The 12,432-nt window shown below is 62.0% G+C and carries 7 protein-coding genes; all 7 read left to right on the forward strand.

The genetic code is table 11. The features are described 5' to 3' along the window. Window positions 1-33: 33 nt before the first annotated feature. The 7 genes from LNV09_RS03260 (at window position 34) to LNV09_RS03290 (ending at window position 11,507) form a co-directional block, all read left to right on the forward strand. On the forward strand, window positions 34-1,389 hold the full coding sequence (locus LNV09_RS03260; protein ID WP_263555628.1) for a hypothetical protein: 1,356 nt from the start codon (window positions 34-36) through the stop codon (window positions 1,387-1,389). Between the two features lie 51 nt (window positions 1,390-1,440). Continuing rightward, window positions 1,441-2,652: an HlyD family secretion protein gene (locus tag LNV09_RS03265; RefSeq protein ID WP_263555629.1), complete on the forward strand. Its 1,212-nt coding sequence runs from the start codon at window positions 1,441-1,443 to the stop codon at window positions 2,650-2,652. Window position 2,653: 1 nt separating this feature from the next. Continuing rightward, the gene (locus LNV09_RS03270) at window positions 2,654-4,954 is read left to right on the forward strand and encodes a peptidase domain-containing ABC transporter (protein ID WP_263555630.1); all 2,301 of its coding nucleotides are present in this window, start codon (window positions 2,654-2,656) and stop codon (window positions 4,952-4,954) included. 233 nt (window positions 4,955-5,187) lie between these two features. Then, window positions 5,188-5,865 (forward strand): ABC transporter ATP-binding protein, encoded by a 678-nt coding sequence (locus tag LNV09_RS03275; RefSeq protein WP_263555631.1) that lies wholly within the window; start codon window positions 5,188-5,190, stop codon window positions 5,863-5,865. 13 nt (window positions 5,866-5,878) lie between these two features. Beyond that, complete coding sequence (locus tag LNV09_RS03280; protein ID WP_263555632.1) at window positions 5,879-8,317, forward strand: FtsX-like permease family protein; 2,439 nt, start codon at window positions 5,879-5,881, stop codon at window positions 8,315-8,317. A gap of 489 nt (window positions 8,318-8,806) precedes the next feature. Further along, entirely contained in the window at window positions 8,807-10,507 is a 1,701-nt protein-coding gene (locus LNV09_RS03285; protein ID WP_263555633.1) for a hypothetical protein, read from the forward strand. A gap of 799 nt (window positions 10,508-11,306) precedes the next feature. Beyond that, entirely contained in the window at window positions 11,307-11,507 is a 201-nt protein-coding gene (locus LNV09_RS03290; RefSeq protein WP_263555634.1) for a hypothetical protein, read from the forward strand. The last annotated feature ends 925 nt before the right edge of the window (window positions 11,508-12,432 follow it).

Consider the following 12,432-nt stretch of genomic DNA (forward strand, 5'->3'; position numbering starts at 1 on the left):
TGCGTCTTGCGCGTCAATCCATCGGAGTAAAACATGACGATCCACAATCAAGCCACAAGCCCCCTGGCGCTGTCGCGCCTTAAGCAACAGTTCGACGAGGCGTGGTGGGACGACTTCATGCGCAAGACGCACAACATGACGGTGCCCGCCACAATCACCGACGGCCTCACGGCGGAACAGGCGCGACTCATGCGCCGGCTGGTGCTCGACATCCTAGCCGAGGTCTGCCAAGTGCATCGGCGGCGCTACGGCTATCGGCTGTGGATGGATGGCGAGCCGGTTGAGACCTTGGCCGAGCACTTCGCCCACCATCCGAAGCCGGGCGAGGACGTGCAGGCCTGGGTGCGACGCGCCTTCGGTGACCACAAGTTCGGGATCATTCTCAACCAGGGTGAGAAGTTCAGCGCCGAGCTCTCGCAAGCCGCCGCCATCATCCTCAAGCCCATCCTGGAGATGATCGGCATGCCCACCGAAGGCATCCTGTTCACGGTCTTCATCGGCAACTATGAAATGACGCCCCTAGGCATCCACAAGGACTTTGCCGGCAAGAGCGGGGTTCACTTCCACCTCGGCCCGGGGCCCAAGACCATGTACACCTGGGAAGATGAGGACTACAAGACGGCGCCCGTAGAGAGGCGGCAGAACAACATGAACGTGGCGGCACACCTGCCCACCGCGACGAAGCATACCTTTCACGAAGGCCAGTTCTACTTTATGCCGGAGAACAAATTCCACGTGGGCATGCAGGACGAGCTGTCCATTGGCATCGCGTGCTGGTTCAACAACCGCTGCGACTACGACTTTGTGGAGGAGTTGCTCAAGCATGTCATGACTGATCACGTGCGACGTTCCGAGGGCATGCTCAAGGCGGACCGGAACCCGGTTGATGACACCACCACCGTGGATGCCGTCCTGTCACTGTTGACACTTGAGGACAAGGAAGACCTCGCGCTCAAGCCCTTGCTGCGCGGCATCTACCGTGACTTCCGCTATTGTCTGTTTAGCAACGCTGGTTTCCGCAACCGTCCTGTGCCCAACCCAGTCGACATCGATATCGAACCGGGCGACGCCGTCCGCATCGACGAGCCCTACCGGCTGCTCTACCGTACGGGAGCGCAGCCCGGCCGGCACGATGTCTTCGTGCGCGGCACGCGGGTCTCGCTGCAGAACTTCGCAGGTCTGGATTGCGTCGTCGATCTCCTCAATAGCGGCACCATGGTTACTGTCGCCCAGTTGGCCGCGTTGCTGGACGACGCGCGGGCTGAGCGTAAGGTGTGCCACCTGCTCAAGGTGCTGCATAAGTACCGCGGCATCACGGTCGTCACAGAAAGCGTGCGCGATGCAGCAGTGGTGCCTGGCCGAGAGCGCGAACGCTCTGCGACGGTCTAAGTACGACGATGCCGCCTCCCCTGTGTGTACCACCCTACTAGTCGCACCGTCATGAGCGCGACACCGCTATTCCGCGCGCAGGCTCTGGCTTACGCGACAGTTCGCCAGTACGGCAGCATCGTGCTGCTTCGGCCCGTCGGCGTGTCGTGGCTCCTCGGCATGTTCTGCCTGATCGCGGCGGCTGTTCTATTTTTCTTCGCGACTGCGGACTACACGCGCAAGGAACAGGTAGGAGGCGTGCTCATGCCGACACAGGGTCTGCTTCGAGTGCAGTCGCTGCAGCCGGGCCTAGTGCTGGATGTTCGCGTTCACGAGAACCAGTCCGTTCATACCGGTGACGTACTGTTCGTCATCAAGGGTGCCGGGGCCGACGTGGCACAGAGTGACCCGGACGGGCAGATCGTTGCCCTGCTGCACACGCTGCGTGACAAACTGTCGCAAAAGCAGCACCGTCTGCGCGACGATGCTGGCAAGAGCGACGCGCTACGGCGCCAGGCGCTGGAGCTAGGCGAAGAGCTGGAGCGCGTCGACAAGCAGATCCTGACTCAGCGACGCCGGGTCGCGCTTTCCGATAGTGTCTTGACGCGCACCCGCCATACCGTTCACGGCTGCTTCACACAGTCGGGCGCTTACGACCTGAAGAACGGGACGTCTGTACTTGCTCCGGCTGCCTTCAGGAGCGCGCCCGGTCGCGCGGGGCCACCGCCCCACGACTGCCGCGACGAGGCGAGCGCCCAGCGCCAAGTCGACGCCATCGACCAAGGCCTCGCCGATACCGAAGCACCGAAGACAATGCTAGTGCGTGCGACGCAGGCTGGCGTGGTCAGCGGCGTCGCGACCCAGTCCGGCCAGACCGTGGCCGCCGGGCAGGTGCTAGCCAACCTATCGCCCGCGAGTTCCCCGCTGGAGGCTGTGCTCTACGCCTCAGCGCGCGCAGCCGGCATGGCCCAGCCGGGCATGCCGGTACAGATCCGCTACCAGGCATATCCGTTCCAGAAGTTCGGCCAGTTCCAGGGCATCATCAGCGAGGTCTCCCGCAGCCCCTTGGCCGACGCAACCGCACCCGCAGCCGAAGGAGCTAGGCGCTCCGGCGAAGCGCTCTATCGGATCCGCGTGGCGCTGGCCCGGCAGGACGTTCCCCTCGCCAGCACAACCCGGCCGCTGATGGCGGGCATGGCGCTGGACGCCAACCTACTGATCGAGACCCGCAAACTATACGAATGGGTGCTGGAGCCCCTACAGGTCTTTGGTGCGAGGGGATGACATGAATCTGCAACAGCCCCTCCTGCAGTTTTGGGTTCGTCGTCGGTTGCCCGTCCTGCTGCAGTCCGAGGCGGCCGAATGTGGCTTGGCTTGTCTGGTGATGATAGGCGAGTACTGGGGTCACCGCATCGACATGGCCAACATGCGCCGACGATTCTCGGTGTCCCTCAAAGGCACCACACTGAAAAGTCTGATCGCGATGGCGCAAGGCCTGGACTTGCAGCCGCGCTCGCTCAAGCTTGACATCCTACACATGACGCAACTGCAACTGCCCTGCGTGCTGCACTGGGATATGAACCACTTTGTGGTGCTCAAGGATTTCTCTCACGGGTACGCCACACTCCACGACCCGGCAGTAGGCGAACGCCGTATGCCAATCGCCGCTGTCGCCAACCATTTCACCGGCGTGGCACTGGAGCTGACGCCCGGGCCGACGTTCCTCAAGCTAGAGGAACGCCAGCGCTTCAGCCTGCTGTCGCTAATGGGGCATGTGGACGGGCTCAAGCGCGGCATGGCGCAGTTGATGTTGCTTGGACTGGCGCTGCAGGTCTGCATGCTGGTGGCGCCGTTCTACCTGCAGTGGATGGTGGACGAGGCATTGGTCGGCGCCGACCGCGGCTTGGCGACCGTGCTTGGCATCGGCTTCCTGCTGCTGGTGCTGCTGCAAACCACCATCGGTGCCGTACGTTCATGGGCCACGAGCGCACTGGCTACTGGCCTCAACTTCCAGTGGTTGGGCAATACCTTCGGGCATCTTATGCAATTGCCGCTGCCGTGGTTCGAGAAGCGGCACCTGGGCGACATCGTCTCTCGCTTCGGTTCGATTCAGACCATCCAGCGCAGTATGACCACGCAGTTCGTCGAGGGTATCATCGACGGCGTGCTGGTGATCGCCACCCTGGCAGTGATGTTGGCATATAGCAAGCCACTGGCTTGCGTAAGCCTGGCTGCGGTAACGCTGTATGCCCTGCTGCGCTGGACTATCTTCCGCGCCATGCGAGAGGCAACAGCCGAACAGATCATCCACGCGTCGCGCCAGCACACTTACTTCATCGAATCGGTGCGCGGCGTTCAGAGCGTGCGCCTGTTTGACCGTCAAGCCGAACGTCGCATTGGCTGGATGAATGCACTAGCCGAGCAGTTCAACGCCGACCTCCGCATTGCCCGGCTGACAATCTCATTCCAGACTGCCAACGCGCTGCTCTTTAACGCGGAGCGGGTGATCGTCATCTGGCTCGGAGCGCTGGCAGTCATGGATCACACCTTCACAGTGGGAATGCTATTTGCCTTCCTCAGTTACAAGGAGCAGTTCAGCCTGCGCATTGCTTCGTTAATTGACCGCTCGTTCGAGCTGCGCATGCTCGGCCTACACGGCGAGCGCGTGGCCGATATCGTGCTATCCAAACCCGAGCAGGAGCACTGCGACATCGAGGTCGACCCAGCTGAGGTATCGGCCTCGATCGAGGTGCGTAACGTATCTTTCCGCTATGCCGACAGTGAGCCATATGTCCTTGAAGGCCTGAGCCTAGTGGTGCCGGCGGGGCAGTGCATTGCGATCGCGGGTGCCTCGGGCTGTGGCAAGACGACATTGGTCAAGCTGATGTTAGGGCTGCTGGAGCCAACCGATGGCGAAATCCTCGTGGGCGGCCTGCCGCTCAGGCAGCTGGGCCTGGGCAACTACCGCAAGCTGATCGGCACCGTGATGCAGGACGATCAGCTATTTGCGGGCTCCATCGCCGACAACATCAGCTTCTTCGAGGCCCAGTCAAACCAAGCCCGCATCCGCGAGTGCGCGAACCTCGCGGCCATCCACGACGAGATCATGAGGATGCCCATGACCTACAACACACTTGTCGGCGACATCGGCCTGGGTCTGTCGGGCGGTCAGAAACAGCGCATTTTGCTCGCGCGCGCCCTGTACCGCGAACCTAAGCTGCTGCTGCTGGACGAGGCCACCAGCCACTTGGACGTTTGGAACGAGAGGGCCGTCAATACGGCAATTAAGGAGATCGCGATGACGCGCATCTTGGTCGCACATCGGCCGGAGACCATCGCTATGGCTGATCGCGTCGTCGTCATGAAGCGCGGGCAGATTGTCCAGGACGACGATTTGCGGGGCAAGAAAGTCACTGTGATGACGCCGCGCGAGGGAGGCGCGAGGGCTCCTTCCAATGTCGCTACGGAGGAAGACATAGAGACGGGCCCAACCCAAGTCGGGGATGGGGGAGACTCTCTTGAAGTAGGTCGACGGCCCCGTCCGGGCACGGTGATCGCGGCGTCGGTCCGTCGGCCATGCTCATGACGCCCCTTGTGGCTGCCGTAGAGCTGCGTTGTCACCCCGCCCGTGATCGATCAAGTGCGCCGACGCCTCGCCTAGCTATCACTGAGGTCACGCGTGGCTCTGGCGAGGGGCAGAGAAGGATTGCGCGCACTTGCTTCGAAATACGTTGTGGTCTCCAACAAGCGCCGCTACGGCGACGGGCGACGACTACGCTTCAACGGCTGATCCATTCCATTTCCAATGAGGAACTGACTATGCTCAAACTATGCCAACTCAGTAAACTGCACCGCAGCGACGAGGTCGAGACCACCGCGCTCGACAAGATCGACCTTGACATCGAGGCCGGCGAGTACTTTGCTGTTACTGGCCCGTCAGGCTGCGGGAAGTCAACGCTGCTCGGCATCCTCGGCCTGCTGGACGCGCCCAGCAGCGGCGAATACTGGTTTGACGGCGAGAACGTCACCGGCTGGAGTGAGGCAAGGCTAACGCGCCTACGACGTGGCCGCATCGGCTTTGTGTTTCAGAGTTTCAACCTGATCGACGACCTGAGCGTGGCCGAGAACATCGAGCTGGCTCTGGAATACGGCGACATACCCGCACGCGAGCACCGCCGGCATGTAGTCGAGGCAATGGACCGCCTCGGCCTCACCCACCGCGCGCGGCACCGGCCCTCGCAGCTCTCTGGCGGCCAGCAGCAGCGCGTGGCCATCGCGCGCGCGATCGTTTCGCGCCCGGCGCTGCTGCTTGCCGACGAGCCGACCGGCAACCTCGATACGGCCCACGGCGACGAAGTGATGCGCATCCTGCGCGACCTCAACGCTGAAGGCACGACACTGGTGATGGTCACACACTCGCCCGCGCACGCGGCGATGGCCCATCGCGCACTGCAGTTGCTCGACGGGCGCGTGCTCGTCGAACCACTGGCCGTCTGATGGGAAACCAATCATGCTGAAGGACTTACGCGTCGGCTGGCGCCAACTTATCGCAGACCCCGGTTATGCCGCGGTCATCCTGCTGGGTTTGTCAGTGGCCATCGCCTGCTGCTACCTCGTAGCCCAGATCGTTTTCAACCAAGTGAGGCCCGATCCGGACATCCCCGAGCCATCGAAAGTGGTCATCCTCGAATTTCGTGGCAACAGGCCGGGCGCGCAGGACGACTGGGGGGATCGCGCGCCTTTCATCTTCGGGACGACTTTGCGCCAGGCCGGCGCCCCGGTGAGCGCAATCACACGCCTGATAGACGGGACGTCCAACGCGCGCGTGGAAGGACGCTCGGTTCCTCTGGACATCATGTTCGCAGACCTCGACGCGATCGCCGTCTTCGGCCTGCGGGCGAGCGCCGGAGACCTGAGCGAGGCCCTGCGCAGGCCCGACGCCCTTGCCCTGACCGAGGCGGCGGCGAACCGGTTGTTCCCCGCTGGCGACGCGCTCGGCAAGGCTGTGAATGTGCGCGGCCACTTGCTGACAATCGTCGCTCTGATGGCCCACAGCCCACGCACGGTAATGGATCGGCCCGGTGAGGCTTGGGCGAACTTTGACTCGCCGGCGACTGCGGCCGATCCGAGGTTACTCGATGCCTGGAACGCGATGCAGGGCAAGGTCGTCGCGCGCGTCGCGAACGGCCACGCTCCCGCCGAAGTCGGTGCGGCGGCCCAGGCCTTGTTCGACAACGGTCCCGGTGCCAGCGGCACGCCTGCGGATTGGACAGCCAACGGCCGAAAGGGCGCCTTCTTGCGCGCCATGCCCCTCACGCGCCAGTACCTTGAAGGCGGCGGCGGGCAGGCTCACCTCACGCTGGTGATGGGCCTAGGCGCAAGCGCTGCTCTCGTGCTCGGCCTGGCCGCAGCCAACTACGTCAACCTCACCAGCGTGCGGACGCTCGCCCGGGTGCGCGAGATCGCCGTGCGCAAGTCGCTAGGGGCCAGCCCTTGGCGTCTGACGGCGCAGTTCGTATTCGAGTCAACCCTCGCCGCCCTGCTGGCGAGTGCTGTGGGGCTACTGCTGGCCTGGTGGTTCGCGCCCGCGTTGGGCGAGCTGCTGAACTTAGAGCTGGCGGATGGATTGTTCTCGCCGGGCCGTATAGCCTTGCTGGTCGCGGCAGCCGTCGCGCTAGGCGTAGCCACCGGGCTTTACCCCGCGCGCATCGCCTTGGTCGTCCATTGCGTGGAGGCGCTGGCCGGGCGGCCGCATGACGAAGGCGCCGTCGGTCGCAACCTGCGGCGCGTGATGACGACGCTGCAGTTCGTGGTCACCGTCGTAATCGGTACCGGTGCCTGCGTGGTGCTGTGGCAGAACCGCCACGTGGCAACGCTGGCGCACGGCATTCGCACAGAGGGCCTGTTGACGATCGACATGCCCGACGGCTTCTCCGGCAAGTCGGACGCCGTCAACGCCGCCTTCCGCAACGCGCTGTCCCACGAGCCAGGTGTCGATGGTCTAGCCTGGAGCTTCGATGTCCCCGGGCGCGACTCGGCGGTCATGACCGAGACGCTCGCGCAAGGCCGCTCCGCACCGCTGGTCGAGGTCAACCTGATGCGCGTGGACAAAGATTTCTTCGACGTCTACGCTATCCCTATGGTCGCGGGTCGGGCGCCCGTCGTCGCCTCGGCAGCGTCAGTGCCGAATCGGGCCGGCGAGCTCAAAGCCGAACAGGCAGTGGTGTTGGACGCGCAAGCCAGCCGTGCACTGGGTTTCGCGAGCCCACTGGCGGCCGTGGGTGAATTGGTGTTGGGAGGTGGCGATTTCATGACGCTGGGCAAAGATCCCCTTCGCATCGTGGCAGTCGCTGCGGACATCAGGCTGGAGAACGCTCGTGCGGCGAGCCGACCGCACGTTTTCCTGCTCGGCGACCAACCGCAGCCGACGCTTACGTTGCACGGCACTAGCCTGGTTGCGCTTCAGCAGGCAATCGCGCGGGTCTGGCCACACTATTTCCCCGACAATTCGGCCAAGCCGGTGACAGTGAAACAGGCATTCGACCAGCCGTACGACTTCGAGCGCCGTGTCGCACAAATGGCCGCGGGCGTTAGTCTGCTGGCGCTATTGCTGTCGGCTTTCGGTGTCTACGCGCTCGCGGCCTACACGGTGCGACGCCGCACGCGCGAGATTGTCGTGCGCAAGCTCTACGGTGCTGGACCGGCGCGAATTGCCGGCCTGCTGGCGCGCGAGTTCGTGCCCTTGCTGACGGCCTCAGCACTGATCGGCCTACCGCTGGGCGGCTGGCTCGCTCAGAGCTGGCTCGCGAACTTCACCGAACGATCCCCCACTGCGTTCTGGGCGCTGCCGTTAGTAATGGTGGGGCTGGTGGTTATGACCGCGCTGTCGGCGCTTAGGCATGCGATCGTGGCGATGAAAATACGTCCAGCTCTAGTATTGCGAGAATGAGGATTAGCGAGAGCGGGCCAAAGTGGGGCGAACCTTGATGCTGAAGCGCTGGGCGGACGGAGTTTCTCAGTCGCCCAACACTGAGTTGGGAGTCGTCGAACGAGAGTTGACGACTAGTACCTTGGGCCTCACCTTGTCAGAAGGCTAAGCGTTTCTGGCCAGCGCGCAGCAGTTCCTTGTAGGTGGCGACGTCGTGCACCGCTTGCGACAACTAGCTCTGCGCGTCCCGCTAGACATCCAACCGAAGGTGCCAGAGTTCTATCTTTCCTGGACCTTTCTGGCTCGTCGAATGTGCATACATTAAATTGCGGCAGTGTATTGAAGTGCCGATAGCACCAGACCATGGCTCTGAAGAGCCGTATGTGAGCAGTACGCGTACGGTTCTGTAAGCGGAGCCCGCAGTGATTGAGGTTCATAGTCGATTCTGGTCGTACCAAAATTCGGTCCATGCGTTTGTGCTCGCCGACAGAGGCGCGCGGGAGGACATCGATGCAAAACGAGATCGTGCCGGCAGCGTTGCGGCGGTTCGGCGACGTGCCATTGCGCATCGATTGGTACGGTGACATCGTCCAGCGGCTGAACTACGGCGTCACAACTCCATACGTGCAGCTGTCGTGCACCCGATACCCTGGCCAGTGGAGGGGCAGTCAAACGCCAGAAGCTCCAGTTTTGACTGGGTTGCCGGTGGCGTTGCTGCGTGCTGTCCGGTTGGGAGACATCTGGCAGCGTGGCCGAAGGGTGGGCGGTATCCCCCTCGCAAGGGTGTCCTTCGAAAGGGTGGTCATCGACGACGAGTCGGCGACCATCGGTCCGGCAGGTTTGCCAACGCTTGGGCCGGACAACATATCCCGCTACGAGTTGCCGTTCGCTCAGTTTGCCGGACATAGAGATCACACCTTGTCCTGTTTGGTCAAGGTGGACCTTGGCAACGGATGCGTGTTGCTCGTGCCCTCAATGGAGATAGTTCGGTTCTACTTCGGCGCGTGCGGCTCGTTGCTCGCCAATATGTTCGGTGGAGCGTTGGCGGGTGAGAACCTGTACTCATACGCCCGAAAGGACAAAAGCACCGGGGTAGCGAACCTCACGCTCGATGCAACCCTGCCGGGTGTTGCGGCGGCGACGGTGGCACGAATCGCCTTTGACAAGGCCGCTGCACGGCAGTTTCGAGGGATTGTCAACACAGGCATCAAGGCGGCTGCAAACCGCCAGAAGTGGTACCCCAGGGTAGGGTTTCCTCTGGCGGGGATGACCACGATCACCGCCGATGGGGTGTGGCTCGAACGGCAGACAGATCGGGCGTTCGTGGTCCACCGGCTAGTTTCCTGTAGTCATCCCTTTCCGTTCACGAAGCTCTACTACCGAAGTGAGTTCTCAGCGACAAAACTCGGCCGTCCACCAGGGATCGTCAGGGCGCAGCTAGGTGCACCGGATGCAAGTCTGAAGGTTCACATTGGCGAGGCGGTTGGCACTGCAAGAGGGCTGGCTCCGGTTGCAGTGCCCTCGCAAGAAGCTGAAGACCCCTTCCCGGATTTGTTGGCAAAGCAGATTCACAAAGTGAAAGATGACTTCCGGTCCGGATTCGCCCGCAGCAAGAAGGCCACGGCAGGAGAGGAAGGCTTCAAACTGGGCATCGGCGGGCACTCGGACGGGGGCGTCCGCCAGGGAGATGTCCTGGGTGCAAGCCCCACTGAAGCAGAGCCATTTGTCCCGCCCATACCGATGCAGGAACTTCTCAGGTGCACGGTCAAGTGGGGGGACAAGTCGATTCTGAGCTTCAGGGCTCCCTTCGGCGGAGGGCGGGTGGCACGAGTCGACGTGCGATTGGACGATGGTCGCGATGTCGCGTACTGGGTGTCGCGGCTGGTCTTCCTGAATGTTGACGTGCTTGCCTTAGCCATCCTGGTTATCGTGGCAGAGCCGGGCGCGGCAAGGGACCAAACGGAAATGCTGTTGTACGACGTCACTTTGCTTGGAGAAATCACAGCGCGCATGTGCGACGAGTTTGCGAGCGTATTTTGGGCAGACGACGCTACGCGCGAGCGGATCGAGGCTGAAGGCTTGCTGATCCGCGGGTTGTCGAGCGAACAACTCAATCAGGAGGGAGGCGGCTTAGCGCTGACTATTGCTTTCGACTGGCTCGCTTGCAAATACGAAACCCTCCCGGTTAATGAGCGGCAAGATCCGCACTGAGGAGTAGGGCTAGCAAACAGAGTGTCAAATCTAGGCCCATGGCCGCGGTTACAACTTCGATCGTTCGGTGGAGTCGCAAGAAAGTGTCAAACAGCCGCGACAAGAACGGTTAAGACGGGGCGGCGACCAAACAGATTGTCAAAAGGCGGGTGTACAAAGCCGAAGTGAATCACCCTGGGTCCGCAGGGGCCATTTGGCTTAAGTCTGACTGGCGCGGCCTGACCAGCGCGCTGTTGATAATATTTGGCCTCGAACTCGGCCGGTGGACCATAACCCAGCGGCGCCATCAATCGGTGATAGTTGTGAACCAAGCCAACAAGCACGGTCCACTACAGACCGCCAGCAGTCGTACGATTTTGGCGAACAAACAACCGCTGCCCTCGAAACCGGCCATTGAGCATTTCGTTGGACGAAATTCTGCAGCACCTCCCGAAGCTGCCGATCGCAAAATTTGCAGCGCTAGACCATCAGGGCACGTGGCGCCGACTGATCCAACGACAGCTTTCACAAGCTGCGAAATGGAATCAGGGCCCGCCGGCGTAAACGGCGAACGTGCCGGCGTTGGTCAGCTCAGTGCCCAAAGCGGAAAACTCAGTGCCGTGGCTCTTTCAAAAAAATCCAGGCCGTTGCGGTCATCCGCCGGGCCCGATGGGTCGCCACAAACCTGTCGTTCGCTTCTGTGCTGTCTCCCCGGCTGTATTGCTGACTTTAGGCAGCTCCCAGTCTGTGACGCCGCACCATCAAGCGCAGCAACCACCAGAACTCGAGGATGGCAGCGTGGCGCCGCGAGGTGATGTGCATGCAACTGTTGTTCGTTGATTTTCAAGTCCGCACGGTGCCGCCCATGCGCCCCCCGCAAACAGCGCATCCGGTGATGAAGCTGTCCTCGAGCTTCAAGGCTGTAGAGGGAGAAGGCATGCAACTGCACGCGCTCGATCCGGGGCAGGCCGAACTTTGGATTGGTTGTTGTGGGCATGGTATGCCTTCGATGCTCAGTTGAGGTGCGGGTGCTGTGGAGCGCCGACAGTGCTCCAGCGGCCTGGGGCTCGCTGGCCCGAAAAAAACGATGAGCGCAGCGCAATGCAGCGCGGAATGGCTGGCACCTTGGTCAGCATGGCACGCCGACGCATTGTGTCGACGAAAAACAGCCGCGTGTGTGCGCCCGTTCTGCCGGCATCTCTTGAAACACTCATCACGCCTCCCAGGCTTGACTCGACTTATTGTGTGGCGCAGTGTAGCCGGTGGAAACCAGCTAACTAACTCGACCATTGACCGAGTGTGACCGGTCCGACATGTCCATTGCATTCCGGCTTTCCCGCCCGGCTCAGATGACCGGTCTACGTGAAATGGCGGCTTGGTCCATCACCAGCAACCGGCAAGTGAAATCCCATGCGGAGTCGAAGTACTTGAGGTCGTGAGATGTCTCGTCAATGACGTAGTGCGTCAACTGACAAAGCTGGCTCGGGCACTCGCGCCGCAGAAAATCCCGCTCTTCGAAGCAGATTTGCAACCACACGAACGCTACCTTATGGAGCGATTCATCACGGCGGGCGTGGTGATCGAGGGGGAGCAAAAGAAGGAACGACCATTTTTGACTGCAGGCTGAAGCCCTCGACGGACTACCGGCCAGTGCTGAAGATGGTTGTTGGCGCCGACCCAGAACTAAGCCACTGTGCCAACGTTTGAGTGCGCGGGTCATTGCGATGAGAGCATCCACAGCCAAGCAGGTTTGCGATCGAGATGCGTGGCTCATCAGACTGTCGGCACCTGCGCCCAAAGTGGCTCAAATTCGCGTTGGCGCCAACAGCGGTTCTCCGATCCCGCGTTTGACATTCTGTTTTCGGGGCAAGTCGACAGCACGCAGCCGTGTTGACACTCTGTTTGCTAGCCCTAAGAGGTGTCCGGGGGGGGGGGGGGGGGGGGGG

The organism is Paucibacter sp. B2R-40, assembly GCF_025717555.1.
In the GTDB taxonomy this organism is placed as follows: domain Bacteria; phylum Pseudomonadota; class Gammaproteobacteria; order Burkholderiales; family Burkholderiaceae_C; genus Paucibacter_A.